Below are 15,881 nucleotides of genomic sequence, written 5' to 3' on the forward strand. Positions count from 1 at the left end.
TATGTTCGTGCCTGCCGACCCGCCCAGATTCGGCCAGCTCCACGGAAAACCCCTGCTCGAAGCCTTACCGGACGTGCTTGACGACGACGGTTACTGGGGAGTGGCCGCCGCGACCGCCCTCACCCTCGTCGCCCGCGGCCGGATCGTGCCCGGCGTGACGGCCGGGGGCCACGACACCTGGCGCGTCGGACCGCTCGACCACGCAGACGAGCTGCACCTGCGCCAGCTCGCCGCGCACGGCGACTACGACGAACTCCGCCGGTTCCTCGACGCCGTCGCCGACACGCTGCCTCGCACCGGCGAAGGACCCTTCGCCGGCACCGAAGCGCACGACGTCCCCGAGCTCAAGGCGTGGGCCGACGAGCAGATCAAGCTCTCCCTGCGCATCGAGACCACCGACGACCAGCGGTTCCGCGCGATCGTGCAGGTCCGCGCCATCACCGACCCCTACCCGCGCGACGTGCGCGGCTCCGGTCGCGAGCTCGACGCCATCAGGGCGATGGCCCGCGTCGACTGGCCACCGCTGCAACGCCTGCTCGACCAGGCCGACCTCACCGACGGCGAGGTCGCCGAGCTGCTCGGCACCGACATCGAGGTCCACTGGCCCCGCGACCTCACCACCACGTTGTCCGCGAAGGCCGTCATCGGCGAGGCCGGCGGCCGGTTCCAGGCGGGCGACCTGCTCACGTTCGACTGGCGGCTCGCGCTCGGCGGCGAGGACCTGACCGAGGCCGAGATGGACGTCATCGCCGAGGCGTCCCGGCCGATCGTGAAGCTGCGCGACCAGTGGGTGCTCGTCGACCCGTTGCTCAAGAAGAAGGCCCGGCAGCAGCTCAAGCCGATCACCGCCGCCCAGGCCGTCACCGCCGCACTCACCGGCGTGGCGATCATCGACGGAGAGCACGTCGAGGTCGCCCCGCACAGCCTCACCACGGCCATCGCGACCGTCCCGTCGTTCCCACAGCCCGCGTCCTTGCGGGCGCAGCTGCGCGACTACCAGCTGCACGGCCTGCGCTGGCTCGCCCACATGACCGGCCTCGGACTCGGCGCGTGCCTCGCCGACGACATGGGCCTCGGCAAGACCATCACCCTCATCGCACTGCACCTGCACCGCGACCACGAACACCCGACGCTGGTCGTCTGCCCGGCGTCGCTGCTCGGCAACTGGGAACGCGAGATCCACCGGTTCGCCCCAGGAGTCCCCGTCAGCCGCTACCACGGTCCACAGCGGACGCTCGCCACCAGCGGCGTCGTCCTCACCACCTACGGCACCATGCGCCTGGACGCCGAGGCGCTGCGCGAGCACGAGTGGGGCATGGTCGTCGCCGACGAGGCCCAGCACGTCAAGAACCCGCACTCCGGCACCGCCAAGGCACTGCGCTCGATCCCGGCCGCCGCGCGCGTCGCGTTGTCCGGCACGCCCGTGGAGAACTCGCTGTCCGAACTCTGGGCCGTCCTGGACTGGACGACACCGGGCCTGCTCGGCACGCACCGCGCGTTCCGCACCCGCTGGCCAGAGCCCGACGACACCCTCGCCAAGGTCGTGCGGCCGTTCCTGCTGCGCCGCCGCAAGTCCGACCCCGGCGTCGCCCCCGAACTGCCCGCCAAGACCGAGACCGACCGGTACGTCTCGCTGGGCGTGGAGCAGGCGGCGCTGTACGAGGCGCTGACCCGCGAGACCCTCGACCAGATCGCGTCGAGCGACGGCATGGCCCGCCGAGGTCTCGTCCTGAAGCTCCTGACGGGACTCAAGCAGATCTGCAACCACCCGTCGCACTACCTCGGCCACCCCACGCTGCAGGGCACCTCCGGCAAGCTCGACCTGCTCGACGAACTGCTCGACACGATCGTCGCCGAGGACGGCTCGGCGCTGATCTTCACCCAGTACGTCGGCATGGCCCGGCTGCTGGAACAGCACATCAAGCAGCCCACCCGGTTCCTGCACGGCGGCACCCCCGTGCCGCAGCGCGAGCAGATGGTCGACGACTTCCAGAACGGCCGCGCACCCGTGTTCCTGCTGTCGTTGAAGGCCGCCGGCACCGGCCTCAACCTCACCCGCGCCGACCACGTCATCCACTTCGACCGCTGGTGGAACCCCGCCGTCGAGGACCAGGCCACCGACCGCGCCTACCGCATCGGCCAGACCAGACCCGTCCAGGTGCACAAGCTCGTCACCGAAGGCACCGTGGAGGAACGCATCGCCGCACTCCTGCAGGACAAACGAGACCTCGCCGACGCCGTCCTGCACGGGGGAGAAGCCGGGTTCACCGAACTCACCGACGCCGAACTCGCCGAACTCGTCCAACTCAGGAGCGCCCAGTGACCGCCCGCGGATTCGCCGCGTTCCCCAAGGTGAAACGCCGCGTCGCCACCACCTGGTGGGGCAAGGCCTGGGTCAAGGCCCTCGAGGACACCGCGCTCAACACCACCCTCATCCGCCTCGCCCGCCGCTACGCCCACGCCGGCGTCGTCGGCCCGATCACCGTCAGCCCCGGCCGCCTGCACGCCCAGGTCCACGACGACGACACCGTCCACAGCACCACCGTCAGCGTCCCGGCGCTGTCCGAAGTCCAATGGGGACGGTTCCTCGACCGCGTCGCCGAACACTCCGGCCACATCGCCGCCCTGCTGGACAACGACATGCCCCGCGACCTCGTGCTGGCCGCGGAAGAGTCCGGTGTGGACCTGCTGCCCGGCATCGGCGACCTCGAACCCGAGTGCGACTGCGACGACTGGGAACTCACGTGCCGTCACGCCGCCGCGCTCGCGTTCCAGGTCGGCTGGCTGCTCGACGCCGACCCGTTCGTGCTCCTGCTGCTCAAGGGAAAACCGGAACAGGAACTCCTCGACGCACTCCGCGAGCGCGTCGCCGGACCCGTCGGGACCAGAACACCTGTGGTGGTTTCCGCCGAATCCGCAGGTCAGCTGCCCGCTCGCCCAACGGTTCCAGCCACCACACCTGTGGTACTCGCGGTCGAGTCGCCGCCTGGATTCGAGGCCGCGGATCTCGTTGCACTGATGGAGATCGCCGCGTCTCGTGCCCGCGCGCTGCTGCGTTCGGGCACTCTCGAAGGGTGATCACCGAGAAGCAGAAGATGACGACCGGCCGGCTGTACAAGGACTCCGACCCCGAACTGGTCGCGGAAAGGCTGGCCGCGCAGCAGTTGGTGGACGAGTTCAACGCCACCCGCTCCGGTGCGGTCATCTCCCGGCTCTTCGGCTCCATCGGCGAGGGCTCGTGGGTCATGCCGCGGTTCCAGTGCGACTACGGCTACCAGATCCACATGGGCTCCAACAGCTTCCTCAACTACGACGCCATCCTCATGGACTGCGCCACCATCACCATCGGCGACGACGTCTCCATCGGCCCCCGCGCCCAGTTGCTGACCGCCCTGCACCCCCTCGAAGACCACGAGGCCCGCCGCCAGCGCTTCGAGTCCGCCGCCCCGATCACCATCGGCGACAACGTGTGGCTCGGCGGCGGCGTCATCGTCTGCGCGGGCGTCACGATCGGCTCGAACGCCGTCATCGGAGCCGGTAGCGTCGTCACGCGCGACATCCCGCCGCGCGTCCTCGCCGTCGGCAATCCCTGCAAGGTGATCCGTGAGCTATGACAAGCGCGTTGAACCGCTGATCCTGCTCGGCCTGACTCTTGTCGCCCTGATCGCGTCCGGCATCGGCCCGTACGACCGCGCGACCTGGTACCTCGAAGTGGCGCCCGTCGTGATCGGCGGGGGTGTGCTGATCGCGACGTACCGGCGCTTCCCGCTGACACCGCTGCTGTACCGGCTGATCTTCCTGCACGCGCTGGTGCTGATCCTGGGCGGCCACTACACCTACGCGCGGGTGCCGGTGGGGTTCTGGGCGCAGGACCTGCTCGACCTGGCACGCAACCACTACGACCGGTTCGCCCACTTCGTGCAGGGGTTCGTGCCGGCCGTGCTCGCACGCGAGGTCCTGCTGCGGCGGACTCCGCTTCGACCTGGTGGGTGGTTGTTCTTCCTGGTCGTGTGCGTGTGTCTGGCGTTCAGCGCCACCTACGAGTTGGGGGAGTGGCTGGCGGCGGTCGTGGGCGGGTCGGCGGCGGACGAGTTCCTCGGGACCCAGGGCGACGTGTGGGACACCCAGTGGGACATGTTCATGGCTCTGCTGGGGGCGTTGACCGCGCAGCTGGCGTTGTCGCGGGTGCACGACCGGGCGCTCGCTCGTGTCGGTTGAACGGGCGCTGAAGCACATCGACGCCCTGTCCGCCGGCGGGCCGATGCCACGCGACCTGCGCGTGACGCTCAACTTCCACCCCGGTCGCGGCGTCCTGGCGAAGCTCGCGGCGGACGGCGTCTACCGCTCCCAGTTCGAGACCGGCACCAGCAACGGCGGCCTCACCGCCCACCCCGGCGGTGACCGCTGGGACTGGGAAAGCCGCCTCTTCGGCGGCGCGTACGACCACGCGAACCCCGCCGACCGCCCCAAGTACGGCGCGCTCAACCACCGGAGGCTCCCGCACGGCGCCGCGCCGCGGTTCGGCTCCGCCCACCTGCGCCTCAAGGAGGACGTGCTCGACCGCACGACGTTCTGCTACCCGGACAGCGTCTTCGACCCGGTCCACTTCGGCACCGCACACCACTTCGTCCTGATCGAACTGGCCGACGCCGACGACCGCGACCCCCTCGACGCCTACGTCGAGGCCCACGTCCACGGCCCCGTGACGCTCGACGACGTCGAAGCCCTCGTGCTGGACCCGACCTTCCCCGACGTCGACCTGTCCTGCCCGGTCGAGCGCCATCCGGGCTTCCGGCTGTCCACACAGGACCTGCTGCGGCACGCGGACTACCGCACCCCCGAGTCCGTCGCGTTAGGTCTCGCGATCGCACGGGACGGGGCCATCACCCCGGACCTCCTCGACGACGCCGAGGAACCACCGCAGGTCGTGAAGCACCTGTGGCACCACCTCGCGAGGTTCGGTCACCCCAGGTAAATCGACGCCAACGCGCGCACAGCCGCCGTGACCTGCTCGCGCAGTTCCTCCGGTTCCAGCACCTCGACCTCGCCGCCCATCCGCAGCAACATCCCGGTCGCGTGCCCGAGAGACTCGATCGGGATCGTCACCCGGACGCCCTCACCGTCGTCCACAGCGGACTCCTCGGCCGCGCGCGCCACCACCGGCAGCACCTGCGACGAGAACGACTCCCAGCCACGCGCCGACAGCCTGATCACCGCCGAGCCCGTGTACTGCCGTGCCTGGAAGTCCTCCAGCGACGCCGTCCAGTGCGCCACCAGGTCGAACCCGTCCGGCCGTTCGAACGTCTCGTCCAGCACGGTCGCCGCCTGGATCTGCGACACCCGGTACGTGGAGATCCGCGTGCTGCCCTGCGCGACCAGGTACCAGCGGCCGGCCTTGAGCACGAGACCCAACGGCCGCAGCACGCGCGTGACGTCCTCAGGCGCACGCCACCGCCGATAGCTGACCTCCAGCAGTCGCTCACGCCACACCGCGTCCGCCACCAGTCCCAGCAACGGCGAGCGCTCCGGGTCGTAGTACCAGGCAGGCGCGTCGAGGTGGAACCGCGTCGCCATGTGCGAGGCCCGGTCGCGCATCGACGACGGCAGCGCCGCCATCAGCTTGAGCTGCGCCGCCGACACCGCGTCCCCGAGCCCCAGGTCCGCCGCCGCACCCGGCAGCCCGGCCAGGAACAGTGACTCCGCCTCCTGCTCGGTCAGCCCGGTCAGCCGCGTTCGGTAGCCGTCGAGCAGCTGGTAGCCGCCGGACGGGCCCGCGTCGCCGTACAGCGGCACCCCGGCCGCGTGCAGCGACTCCACGTCGCGGTAGATCGTGCGGACCGAGACCTCCAGCTCGTCGGCCAGCGCCTGCGCCGTCATCCGGCCCTTGGCCTGCAGAAGGAGCAGCACGGACACCAATCGGCTCGCACGCACGCGGATACACTGACACACCCTGTCAGGGTTAGCTCATACGTTCGACCCATGGCTTTTTACGAGAAGGAGCTGGCGGTCAGGGAACCGCTGGTCGTCGCGGGCAGGCACGTCAAGCGCTACGAGGTGGTCACCCCAGGACTGGAGATCACCGACGACATCCGCGCGGCCGCCTACGCGTTCCTGCCGAAGATCTACCCGGACTTCGACGACCCGACCCCGCCCGCCACCGTGACGGTCCTGCACCGCAGCTCCGCGGGGATGTACCTCAACGCCTACAACTGGGTCTGGGACAACGTCCTGCACTGCCGCACCGCTGTGTCCGGAGATCAGCCGTTCCTCGGTTCGACCGACCCGGACCTCACGCACTTCACCGTCATCCCGAAGGACCTCATCGGCTGCGTCTGGGAGCTGCCGCCGCTGGCCCACGAGCGCACCGCGTGGGTGCGGCACGTGCTGGAACCGGACACCCCCGACTTCGAGGGCTACCTCGCCGACGTGATGGCCGAGGGCCTGGTGGGCCGATGAGGCAGGACTGGCAGGGAGCGCCCTCCCGCTGAAGCCGAAGCTGAAAACGGGTGGACGGCGGCGTTAGGTTCGCAGGCATGACCACTCCGGAATCCGTCGTGCGCGCGTTGGCCGAACCCACGAGGCTGAGGGCGTTCGCCGCCGTCGTCCTCGGCGCGGGAACGCTGGCCGACGTCGCCGCCGCCTCCGGACTCAAGGTCAAGGACGCCGGCACCGCGCTCATCAAGCTCCGCGAGGCCGGGCTGGTCGAAGGGGAACCGGCCCGGCCCGCCGATCTCAAGCCACTCGCGGCGACGCTCACCGAGGCGATGCCGGCGGACGGGCTCGCGCCGTTCATCAGGGGCGAGAAGCTCGTCTCGTTGCCCGTGGCGCACGAACGCCGCCGCAAGATCCTCGAGCACGTCGCCTCGCACGCCTTCACCCCGCAGACCTACTACGAGGAGAAGGAGATCAACGAGCGGCTCCAGGCGTGGTGCGACGGGGGAGAGGTCGACCACGTCACCATCCGCCGCTATCTCGTCGACTTCGGTCTGCTGGAACGCGGCGGCGGCCTCTACCAGGCTCAGCCCCTGCCGATGTAGGGCATCGCCGTCGCCATCACGGTCATGAACTGCACGTTGGCGCTCAAAGGCAACTGAGCCTGGTACAGCACGGCGTCGGCCACGTGCTGCACGTCGAACGTCGGTTCCGGCTTGACCTCGAAGTTCGCCTGCAGCACACCGGCGCCCATCCGCGACGTCATCTCCGTGGCGGCGTTGCCGATGTCGATCTGCCCGCACGCGATGCCGAAAGCACGGCCCTCCAGCGACAACGACTTGGTCAGCCCGGTCATCGCGTGCTTGGTCGCGTTGTACGCCACCGCGTGCGGGCGCGGCACCGACGCCGAGATCGAGCCGTTGTTGATGATCCGCCCGCCGCCGTGGGTCTTCATCACCTTGAACGCCTCGCGGGCGCACAGGAAAGCGCCCGTCAGGTTCACCCCGACGACCTTCTCCCACGCGCTGAGGCTGAACTCCTCAAGTGGTGTCGCCCGCACGTTCATCCCGGCGTTGTTGAACAACACGTCCACCCGGCCGAAGCGCGCGACCACCGCCTCGAACAACGCGACCACCGAGTCCTCACGCGACACATCCGTCGGCACCACGAGAGCGTTCTCGGGAAAGCCCTCTCCGGTCTCGATCAACGCGTCCTCGCGCCTGCCTGCCAAAGCGACCTGGAATCCCGCCGCCAGCAGGGTTCGCGCCGCCGCGCGCCCCACCCCGGAACCCGCTCCCGTCACGACCGCGACTGCCATCGATGATCTCCCCTCGATCCAGCGATTGCCCGAAGTGTCCCCTGTGGAGTACTTACAGGTGTGGAGTGTGAAGAGGACACCTGCCTGCTGTGCGCAGGGTCCGGAACGATGTCGTGGCAACAACCCGTTCCCGGTCCGGAAGGCCTTGTGCTGCACGAGATGTCGCACCCGTGCCCGCGCGGGTGCTCCGGCTGGTGGAAGCTTCCGCACGGGGAAAGCAGAGGCATCGTCGCAGGCAATGTCGCACGGGCCAACGAGATTCCGGCCGGACCGTCCACCCAGGCTTGATCACCGAGCGTGAACGGTGGGGGTCACCCATTATTGCCGGAGGGGTCCCTGCTTGGCGGCTGCCCCCACTCGGAGTAGAAGCGGACACTGTTCTTCTGTGAAGGAGTGCAGCCGTTGCCTTGGTTCTGGACTCAACGAGGACCGGACCGCCTGCCGGGTCTGCGGGGGCTTGGGACAGGTCCCCGACAGATAGGTGTCGCTGAGCCCTATTTCTTCGTCATCAAGGTCGGGCCGAGGATCCGGCGGGCCAACCGCCGGGTCAGCGACTTGGACTGACGCTCCTGCGCCGCGGTGGTCGCCGCCGGTGCGGGGGCCGGTGCGGGAGCCGGTGGAGTGGCCGCCGCGGGGGCGGGCGTCACCGGGGGAACACCGGGAATCGTCGCCGCGTCGTACTCGGGGATCGTGATCTTCGCGAACACCTGGGTCTCCGCCTCGACATTGCCGGGCTGCTTCTGCTCGATCGGCACGGCGAAGATCTTGCCATCGGTGTCATTCACGCCTCGAATGAGGGGCGGCTCCCCAGCGCGAGGTGACGCGCGTCACGCAGCACACTGGGCCGTGACGGCCCCAGGCGGAGTGTGATGACTGAGACGACCGAGCGTGCGAACGTCGGGCCGCCCGACACGCGCCTCTGGGAGCAGATCGCGAAAGGCGACCACGCCGCGTTCACCGAGCTCTTCGAACGCCACGCCGAAGCGGTCTGGAACTACGCCTACCGGCTGACGGCCTCCTGGTCGCAGGCCGAGGACCTGCTCTCCGCGACGTTCCTGACGGCGTGGCGCAAACGCGGCGACGCCCAGCTGGTGCGCGACTCCGCCCTGCCGTGGCTCTACACGGTGACCGCGAACCGCGCCCGCACCGAGTGGCGGGCCTCGCGCAGAGCGTTGCGGCTGGTCACGAAGCTGACGCCGCAGGACGAACGCGACCACGCCGACGAGGTCGCCGCCCGCACCGACGCGCAACGCCGCCTCGCCGCCGTGGTCGCCGCCATCGCGAAGCTGCCGGCCTCCGAACGCGAGATCGCCCAGCTCTGCCTGCTCGGCGACATGTCCACCGCCGACGCCGCCGCGCTCCTCGGCATCACCGAGTCGAGCGTCCGCGCCCGCGTCTCCCGCACCCGCGCCCGGCTGCGCGACCTGACCCCCGAGGACACCCCGTGATCGACCAGCTGCCCGAACACCGCGCGCTGCCCGACGACGTCCGCATGCGTGCCCGTCAGCGTCTCTCCGAAGGCATGCGCCCCGCCGCCCGCAACGGCAGGCCCGTCCTGATCGCCGCCGGCGTGAGCATGCTCGCCGCGGGCGCGGTCTTCGCCAGTCAGGCGCTAATCGGCGGCTCCGCCGACGTCGCGGAGCCGCCCGTGCAGCACAACGGCGAGTTCGTCGGCAAGGACCGCGGGATCGTCAACCACGTCGAACGCGAGAAGGTCGCCCCCGACGTGCTGGCCCGCTGCGCCGCGGCGGCCACGGCCCACACACCCGTCTCCGAATGGGTGCCGATGGCGACCAGCCACAAGAACGGCACGGTGCTCACCGCCTTCCGCACGGCGGCCGGTGTCTTCTTCTGCGCGAACACCGCCACCACGACGACGATCTCCGCGCCGAACCCCGCCGTGCCCGAGGGCCGGCGCCAGGTGGAGATCCTCTTCACCACGCCGACCGGCGCCATGGCGGGCATCGTCTCGTCCGACGTGAAGTTCCTGAGCCTGTCCCAGATCGCCGCCTCGGGCCAGAACAACACGATGCCCGCCCTCGTGGACGGCCTGTTCCTCGCGCCCAGCGGCTTCCAGAAGGCGGAGAACGGCACAAAAGCTCTGGTCAACGGCGAGGAGTTCGCGGTGCGGGGCGTTCCGAAGCCCACCGCGTCCGTCGTGGACCGCCCGCTGCCACCCGCGGCCCGCGACACGGCGGAGGCCCAGCGGTTCGGCGCCTGCCTGAAGGACAGGGCGGTCCCGGACCCCGGTCAGTTCGCGCACGGCCTCACGGCCAAGGTCAGCGCCACCGACACGATGATCACCGGCCGGTTCGGCGACCTGCTGTTCTACTGCCGGGACGCCGAGCACGACCCGTCGGCCGGCATGGTGTTCGACCTGGACGACCTGACCGAGTTCCGCGGCCAGACCATCGCGGCGATGACGGCGTTCTACGACTTCAAGCCGTACAAGGTGAACGAGCAGGGGGAGTACTACGACGGCGGCAGCTCCAGCGCCGCGGCCGTCGGCCTGGTGCTCGACCCCCGGGTGGCCTCGATCACCTACACCAGCCCCGGCACGGCCGATGTGCCCGCGACGCTGGGCAACGGCACGTTCGTGCTGGCCGCGAAGCTGCTCGACCGCCATCCCGACGCCCGCGTGGTGGTCAGGGACGCCGGCGGGAACGTGCTGGAGACGATCACGCCGCAGAACCCGTCGTAGGCGGATATGTGGCAGAGGTCGCCGCCCCGAGCCGACCGACAGTGAACTGATCTGCCCCGTGGTGGCCCAGACACTGCTGGGCCACCACAACGAGCGACGCTGGGTACGGCACGTGCATGCCGGCGCTGAACTGCACGCTGGGTTCCCCCGATGGTCCGACAGCCAGGCCCTGTTCGACCCCAACCACCTCCTGCACAACGTGACCTCGGTGATCAGCCGTCGGGACGGCCTCAGTCGAAGTCGCGAGAGTGCTTGGCGGATACGGAGCTCGCGATGAGCACTGACTGTGCTGCGAACCGGGCAAGCTTGATCTCTTGTACGAGGTGGCGCATCTCCGCCGAACCAGGCACGAGGATGAACGAGCCCTCGTTCCGGTTCTCTCCCTTGGCGTGGACGAGCGTGTTCCTGATCCCGTGGATCCGGCGAGCCATTCGTTCGACGAGCTGGTCGCGCTGAGCCGTGACGACCTGCGGTACACCGGGAATCGTCTTCTTCGTCAGGTGACTCCGCAGGTCGTCATCCGATTCAATGAAGTCCGCGAGTTGGTCGACGTCGATGCAGTGCTCCAATGTCGCCAGCAGCCCTGGAAAGTCAGTGCCCTTTGATTTGACCTGGTCACCGATGGCGTTGACAAACCGGGTCAGCGACTCGCTGTTGGCGGGGTCGAACCTGGGGTCCTTCAACTTCTGGCGGGCGAACTCCAGGGTCCTCGCCAACGCGTACTGCGCGAAGTGATACTCAAGGACCTGGTAGTAGTTAAGGTACTCCATTACCGGGATCGACTCCGACTGGCGGGCGTGCCAGTAGTAGCTCAACCCGTCCTGCGAGTATTCGTTCAGTGTCAAAGTGAGCGGTTGGTGCACGCTCATGCGCTCGTTCTTCGGTTCGTTCACGAGGTCGTAGCTGTCCGGCGGCCACACCGGGCGTTCGCAAAGCTCAAACCCCGCAGAGAAGCTGACATCGAGCTCGTAAGACGTCGAGCGGGTCACCTTGTCCAGAAGTGCGACCGCGTGGTCGCGGTCGCGGATGCCCGCCGGTCGCCAGATCTTGATTGTCGCGAAGTACGCCTGACCCGCCCAGGCGGAGGAGCGCAGGAACGGCCCGTGCAACCGGTGTTGCAGCACCTCAGCCATGATGCTCGGCGCGGATATCTCGACGAAGATGCCAAGTCGGTCGTTCCGCGCGGTCATGCGGCCCTGGTTCGGAGTGGTGAAAGGCTGGAAACGACGTGCAGAGTCCGGCTTTGTCGTCACGTCGGGGAACAGGTCGGGGTCGACCCGGTATGTGTAGGCGGCGACCCACGACGGGAGATCTACTTCGGGGCGCACCGCCCTGATGGCGGCCTCGATGTAGCCCTGGCCCATCTCCGCGAAAGCCGACCGGTCACCGAGCCACTCAATTCCCGACGCCACAGCCTGCACGGTTCGACGAAGCTCGGCAACATTGCTCCAGCTCAGGGGGACCTCGACGAGGTCCTTTCCATCAGGTACGTGCAACGTGAACCGGTCGTCCTCCCGATTGAGTCCGCCCTTTCTCGACTCAAGGCGGTAACCGCTGACGGCGCAGCGATCACGAAGCTTGCCGATCAGCACCTCCTTTGCGATGCGTGTCGCTTCGGCTCGGCGTCCGTCGGTTTCCGGCTGCAAGGCCGTCGCGAACCTGTTCTTCGTCTTTCGTTTGGGTACAGGCACGGTGACAGTTAACCGCCAAGCACAGTTCACACGCTCGCGAGTTTCGACGTAGCGGCCGTCTGCTCGACCCGAGCGGCGCGGCCTGGTCGGCGTGTGCTGGTCACCGACGTGACCAGCACATGATCGCTGGTGTCTTCCGGCGACGTTCCGAGTCACTCCACTCGACAGGTTGGTTAGCATGGCGAAGTGACTGTGCAGGCGGCTCCGGCCGGGTACAAGTGGATCGCGCTGTCCAACACCACGCTGGGCATGCTCATCGCCACGATCAACTCCTCCATCGTGCTGATCGCGTTGCCCGACATCTTCAAGGGCATCGCGATCAACCCGCTCGACCCGGCCAACACCGGCTACCTGCTGTGGATGATCATGGGCTTCCTGGTCGTCACGGCGGTGCTCGTGGTCAGTTTCGGGCGGCTTGGGGACATGTACGGCCGGGCCCGCATGTACAACCTGGGCTTCGCGATCTTCACGTTCTCCTCGGTGATGCTCGCGATCACCTGGTTCGACGGTGACGCCGCCGCGCTGTGGCTGATCGGCTGGCGGATCGTGCAGGGCGTCGGCGGGGCGTTCCTGATGGCGAACTCCTCGGCGATCCTCGCGGACGCCTTCCCGGTGACCCAGCGCGGCATGGCCCTGGGCATCAACGGCGTCGCCGCGATCGCCGGGTCGTTCCTGGGCCTGGTGGTCGGCGGTCTGCTGGCGCCGGTCAACTGGAACCTGATCTTCATCGTGTCCGTGCCGTTCGGGCTGTTCGGCACGGTCTGGGCCTACCTGAAGCTGCACGACACCGGCGAACGCCGCCACGCCGAGATGGACTGGTGGGGCAACATCACCTTCGGCGTCGGCCTGATCGTCCTGCTGGTCGGGATCACCTACGGCATCCAGCCGCACGGCACCTCCCAGACCGGCTGGACCAGCCCGTTCGTGCTGACGTGCCTGGTCGGCGGCCTCGCGGTGCTGGCGGCGTTCGTCGTGATCGAGCACCGCGTGCCCAACCCGCTGTTCGACCTGCACCTGTTCCGGCTGCCGTCCTTCACCTGGGGCAACATCGCGAACTTCGCCTCGGCGCTCGGGCGCGGCGGGCTGCAGTTCATCCTGATCATCTGGCTGCAGGGCATCTGGCTGCCGCTGCACGGCTACTCCTACGAGGAGACGCCGCTGTGGGCCGGCATCTACATGCTGCCGATGACCGTCGGGTTCCTGCTCGCCGCGCCCACCGCCGGCATCCTGTCCGACCGGCTGGGCAGCAGGGCGCTCGCGTTCGCCGGCAACGTGCTGACCGCGGTGACGTTCGCGCTGCTCATCGCCCTGCCCGTCGACTTCCCGTACTGGGAGTTCGCGCTGATCCTGGTGTTCACCGGCATCGGCATGGGCATGTTCTCCTCGCCCAACCGCGCCGAGGTCATGAACTCGTTGCCCGCCAACGCCCGCGGCTCGGGCAGCGGCATGATGACCACCTTCCAGAACACCGCGATGGTGCTGTCCATCGGGTTCTTCTTCAGCCTGATCATCGTCGGGTTCTCGCAGTCCCTGCCCGGCGCGATGCGCACCGGACTGGTCGAGCACGGCGTCGCTCCCGCGGCCGCGGCCCAGGTCGCGGCACTGCCCGCGGTGGCCGTGCTGTTCGCGGCGTTCCTCGGCTACAACCCGATCCAGCAACTGCTGGGCGACCAGCTCGCGACGCTGCCACCGGACCAGGCCGCGTTCCTCACCGGGCGCGGGTTCTTCCCCAGCCTGATCTCCGGGCCGTTCGCCCAGGGACTCGCGATCGCGTTCGGCTTCGCCATCGTCCTGTGCCTGCTGGCCGCGTTCGCCTCGCTCAAGTGCGGCAAGATCTCTTCGTGGAAACGGAACGACTGACGCTGCGCCCGCTCGCGCGGTCCGACGTGGACTCGTTGCGCGCCCTGCACGCCGACCCCGAGGTCATGCGGTACCTCGACCCGGCCCCGGTCGAGAACTACCTCGGCGACAGCTTCCTCGCGGCCATCGAGAAGGACACCGGCCGGTTCGTCGGCTGGTTCGAGTTCAAGGGGACCGGCGAGGTCGAGCTCGGCTACCGGCTGCACCGCGAGTTCTGGGGCCTCGGCTACGCCACCGAGGGCGGGAAGGCCCTGATCGAACGTGGGTTCACCACCGGCGGCGTGCGGCGCGTGGTCGCCACCACGATGTTCGTCAACGCCGGATCGCGGCGCGTGATGGAGAAGTGCGGGCTGCGGCACGTCCGCACGTTCCACCTCGACTTCCCCGACCCGCTGCCCGGCTCGGAACACGGAGAGGTCGAGTACGCGCTGACAAAAGAAGAGTGGCTACGAGTTCAGGGGGAAAGTCATGTGGCAGACGGAATTAGTTGACCTGGACGCGTACTTCGCGCGCACGGGAGCATCTGCGTCGAGTTCGCTGACGGAGTTGCACGAGGCGCATGTGCGCGCTATTCCGTTCGAGAACATCGACGTGATGCTCGGCCATGTGCCGTCACTCGACCTCGGCGACATCCAGGACAAGATGCTCGGACGACGCCGTGGTGGCTATTGCTACGAGCACCAGCTGCTGTTCACGGCCGTGCTGGAACGGCTCGGACACTCCGTCCGGAGGCGGATGAGCCGCGTGATGACCGCGCCGCGCACGCACTTCATCTCACTGGTCGACGACCAGCTCGTCGACGTCGGGTTCGGCGCCGGGATGCTGCACCCGATGCCGCTCGTCGACGGCGCGATCGTGGACCAGGCCGGATGGCCGCACCGCCTGCGCCACGAGGACGGTCGCTGGGTGCTGGAGAAGCAGTCGGCGGACGGCTGGGACCTGCAGCACGCGTTCGAGCCCGACGTCGAACAGCGCCCCGTCGACTACCTGGCCGCCAACTTCTACGTCGCCAAGCACGAACGGTCGGCGTTCAGCAGGCAGCTCGTCGTCATGCGACTCGAACCAGGGCTGAGCCGCCGTCTGGTCGGAACGACGCTCACCGTCGAGCACGCCGGCGAGAAACCTGAGAATTCTCAGGTCGACGACCTCGGAAAAACACTGGAATCACTGGACATCACGCTTACCGACAGGGAGCTGAGTCACATCAGCTCAACTTTGGGAACAACCGAGGGGCCGCGTTCGTAATAGTGGGTGTAGGGATCGCAATTCGGAGGTGTTGGAAATGACCACCGCGACTCCGTTCGCCACGGGAGCAAATTCCACGGGCGTCAACGCACTGCCCACTCCGCCCACCGGCTGGCCCATCGGTTCCTACGGAACCTACGAAGAGGCCCAGCGGGCCGTGGACCACCTGGCGGACAACGACTTCCCGGTCGCGGACGTCACCATCGTCGGCGTCGAGCCGATGATCGTCGAACGCGTGACCGGCCGCCTGACCTGGGGCCGAGTCCTCGGCGCGGGTGCCGCGTCGGGTGCCTGGTTCGGTCTGTTCGTCGGCCTGCTGCTCGGTTTCTTCTCGACCGGCGGCGCCCTCGCGCCGATCATCGCGGGTCTCGTCTTCGGTACGGTCTTCGGCCTCGCGAGCGCGGCTGTGCGCTACAAGGCGACCGGCGGGCGTCGTGACTTCGCCTCGGTCACCCAGCTCGTGGGCGGCCGGTACGACGTGCTCAGCGCCCCGCGCAGCGCCGAACGCGGCAAGGAGATGCTGACGACGCTGGCCTGGCGGTCATGACCACCCGGCTGGCAGCCTGACACTCGCTCCCACCACAGAGGAACGCCGTCCCGATCTTCGGGGCGGCGTTTCCGCTTTACTGGCGGC

At 68.6% G+C, this 15,881-nt stretch carries 17 protein-coding genes; 13 read left to right on the forward strand and 4 right to left on the reverse strand.

Annotated features, from left to right (window positions below):
* Position 1: 1 nt before the first annotated feature.
* From ACIQF0_RS37725 to ACIQF0_RS37745, 5 genes are read left to right on the forward strand one after another with little or no spacing between them, the layout of a single operon-like run.
* Positions 2-2,323 (forward strand): DEAD/DEAH box helicase, encoded by a 2,322-nt coding sequence (locus ACIQF0_RS37725; RefSeq protein ID WP_401037970.1) that lies wholly within the window; start codon positions 2-4, stop codon positions 2,321-2,323.
* Positions 2,320-3,078: a hypothetical protein gene (locus tag ACIQF0_RS37730; RefSeq protein ID WP_401037973.1), complete on the forward strand. Its 759-nt coding sequence runs from the start codon at positions 2,320-2,322 to the stop codon at positions 3,076-3,078. The genes ACIQF0_RS37725 and ACIQF0_RS37730 overlap by 4 nt, the downstream gene beginning before the upstream one ends.
* Positions 3,075-3,614: a sugar O-acetyltransferase gene (locus ACIQF0_RS37735; protein WP_401037976.1), complete on the forward strand. Its 540-nt coding sequence runs from the start codon at positions 3,075-3,077 to the stop codon at positions 3,612-3,614. Before ACIQF0_RS37730 ends, ACIQF0_RS37735 begins: the two co-directional genes overlap by 4 nt.
* A complete protein-coding gene (locus ACIQF0_RS37740; RefSeq protein ID WP_401037979.1) occupies positions 3,604-4,218 on the forward strand; it encodes a DUF2238 domain-containing protein in 615 nt (204 codons plus the stop codon). The genes ACIQF0_RS37735 and ACIQF0_RS37740 overlap by 11 nt, the downstream gene beginning before the upstream one ends.
* Before the next feature lie 43 nt (positions 4,219-4,261).
* The gene (locus ACIQF0_RS37745) at positions 4,262-4,975 is read left to right on the forward strand and encodes a DUF3626 domain-containing protein (protein WP_401038564.1); all 714 of its coding nucleotides are present in this window, start codon (positions 4,262-4,264) and stop codon (positions 4,973-4,975) included.
* On the opposite strand, the gene ACIQF0_RS37750 is transcribed toward ACIQF0_RS37745, so the two are convergent.
* A complete protein-coding gene (locus ACIQF0_RS37750; RefSeq protein ID WP_401037981.1) occupies positions 4,963-5,931 on the reverse strand; it encodes a helix-turn-helix transcriptional regulator in 969 nt (322 codons plus the stop codon). The two genes, ACIQF0_RS37745 and ACIQF0_RS37750, sit on opposite strands and share 13 nt — an antisense overlap.
* Positions 5,932-5,979: 48 nt before the next feature.
* Between ACIQF0_RS37750 and ACIQF0_RS37755 the strand changes: the two genes are divergently transcribed.
* On the forward strand, positions 5,980-6,456 hold the full coding sequence (locus tag ACIQF0_RS37755; RefSeq protein WP_330275787.1) for a hypothetical protein: 477 nt from the start codon (positions 5,980-5,982) through the stop codon (positions 6,454-6,456).
* A gap of 77 nt (positions 6,457-6,533) precedes the next feature.
* Positions 6,534-7,037 carry a DUF2087 domain-containing protein gene (locus tag ACIQF0_RS37760; RefSeq protein WP_401037984.1) on the forward strand — a complete coding sequence of 168 codons (504 nt, stop codon included), beginning with the start codon at positions 6,534-6,536 and terminating at the stop codon, positions 7,035-7,037.
* Here ACIQF0_RS37760 and ACIQF0_RS37765 read toward each other — a convergent pair.
* Both ACIQF0_RS37765 and ACIQF0_RS37770 read right to left on the reverse strand, forming a co-directional pair.
* Complete coding sequence (locus ACIQF0_RS37765; protein WP_401037986.1) at positions 7,019-7,750, reverse strand: SDR family oxidoreductase; 732 nt, start codon at positions 7,748-7,750, stop codon at positions 7,019-7,021. The genes ACIQF0_RS37760 and ACIQF0_RS37765 overlap by 19 nt on opposite strands.
* A 494-nt stretch (positions 7,751-8,244) precedes the next feature.
* A complete protein-coding gene (locus tag ACIQF0_RS37770; RefSeq protein ID WP_401037989.1) occupies positions 8,245-8,535 on the reverse strand; it encodes a hypothetical protein in 291 nt (96 codons plus the stop codon).
* 84 nt (positions 8,536-8,619) lie between these two features.
* Between ACIQF0_RS37770 and ACIQF0_RS37775 the strand changes: the two genes are divergently transcribed.
* Together ACIQF0_RS37775 and ACIQF0_RS37780 are read left to right on the forward strand one after the other, a co-directional pair.
* A complete protein-coding gene (locus ACIQF0_RS37775; RefSeq protein WP_093602950.1) occupies positions 8,620-9,198 on the forward strand; it encodes an RNA polymerase sigma factor in 579 nt (192 codons plus the stop codon).
* Positions 9,195-10,451, forward strand: a complete 1,257-nt coding sequence (locus ACIQF0_RS37780; protein ID WP_401037993.1) for a hypothetical protein — start codon at positions 9,195-9,197, stop codon at positions 10,449-10,451. Before ACIQF0_RS37775 ends, ACIQF0_RS37780 begins: the two co-directional genes overlap by 4 nt.
* A 230-nt stretch (positions 10,452-10,681) precedes the next feature.
* On the opposite strand, the gene ACIQF0_RS37785 is transcribed toward ACIQF0_RS37780, so the two are convergent.
* Positions 10,682-12,142, reverse strand: coding sequence for a hypothetical protein (locus ACIQF0_RS37785; protein WP_401037996.1), 1,461 nt, complete (start codon positions 12,140-12,142; stop codon positions 10,682-10,684).
* A gap of 249 nt (positions 12,143-12,391) precedes the next feature.
* Here ACIQF0_RS37785 and ACIQF0_RS37790 point away from each other — a divergent pair, with 249 nt between their 5' ends.
* Genes ACIQF0_RS37790 through ACIQF0_RS37805 form a run of 4 tightly spaced genes read left to right on the forward strand, consistent with a single transcriptional unit; the run spans position 12,392 to position 15,794 of the window.
* Positions 12,392-14,002 (forward strand): MFS transporter, encoded by a 1,611-nt coding sequence (locus ACIQF0_RS37790; protein ID WP_401038567.1) that lies wholly within the window; start codon positions 12,392-12,394, stop codon positions 14,000-14,002.
* Entirely contained in the window at positions 13,984-14,493 is a 510-nt protein-coding gene (locus tag ACIQF0_RS37795) for a GNAT family N-acetyltransferase (RefSeq protein ID WP_401037998.1), read from the forward strand. The genes ACIQF0_RS37790 and ACIQF0_RS37795 overlap by 19 nt, the downstream gene beginning before the upstream one ends.
* The gene (locus tag ACIQF0_RS37800) at positions 14,471-15,247 is read left to right on the forward strand and encodes an arylamine N-acetyltransferase (RefSeq protein ID WP_401038001.1); all 777 of its coding nucleotides are present in this window, start codon (positions 14,471-14,473) and stop codon (positions 15,245-15,247) included. The genes ACIQF0_RS37795 and ACIQF0_RS37800 overlap by 23 nt, the downstream gene beginning before the upstream one ends.
* Positions 15,248-15,284: 37 nt before the next feature.
* Complete coding sequence (locus ACIQF0_RS37805) at positions 15,285-15,794, forward strand: general stress protein (protein ID WP_093602956.1); 510 nt, start codon at positions 15,285-15,287, stop codon at positions 15,792-15,794.
* The last annotated feature ends 87 nt before the right edge of the window (positions 15,795-15,881 follow it).

Source organism: Lentzea sp. NPDC092896 (assembly GCF_044754905.1).
Classification (GTDB): domain Bacteria; phylum Actinomycetota; class Actinomycetes; order Mycobacteriales; family Pseudonocardiaceae; genus Lentzea.

What these genes read in the sequence shown, in the direction of transcription:
- ACIQF0_RS37725 (WP_401037970.1), top strand. Translation starts at nt 2, where the DNA reads ATGTTCGTGCCTGCCGACCCGCCCAGATTCGGCCAGCTCCACGGAAAA.
- ACIQF0_RS37745 (WP_401038564.1), top strand. Translation starts at nt 4,262, where the DNA reads ATGCCACGCGACCTGCGCGTGACGCTCAACTTCCACCCCGGTCGCGGC.
- ACIQF0_RS37755 (WP_330275787.1), top strand. Translation starts at nt 5,980, where the DNA reads ATGGCTTTTTACGAGAAGGAGCTGGCGGTCAGGGAACCGCTGGTCGTC.
- ACIQF0_RS37760 (WP_401037984.1), top strand. Translation starts at nt 6,534, where the DNA reads ATGACCACTCCGGAATCCGTCGTGCGCGCGTTGGCCGAACCCACGAGG.
- ACIQF0_RS37765 (WP_401037986.1), bottom strand. Translation starts at nt 7,750, where the DNA reads ATGGCAGTCGCGGTCGTGACGGGAGCGGGTTCCGGGGTGGGGCGCGCG.
- ACIQF0_RS37775 (WP_093602950.1), top strand. Translation starts at nt 8,620, where the DNA reads ATGACTGAGACGACCGAGCGTGCGAACGTCGGGCCGCCCGACACGCGC.
- ACIQF0_RS37790 (WP_401038567.1), top strand. Translation starts at nt 12,392, where the DNA reads ATGCTCATCGCCACGATCAACTCCTCCATCGTGCTGATCGCGTTGCCC.
- ACIQF0_RS37800 (WP_401038001.1), top strand. Translation starts at nt 14,471, where the DNA reads ATGTGGCAGACGGAATTAGTTGACCTGGACGCGTACTTCGCGCGCACG.
- ACIQF0_RS37805 (WP_093602956.1), top strand. Translation starts at nt 15,285, where the DNA reads ATGACCACCGCGACTCCGTTCGCCACGGGAGCAAATTCCACGGGCGTC.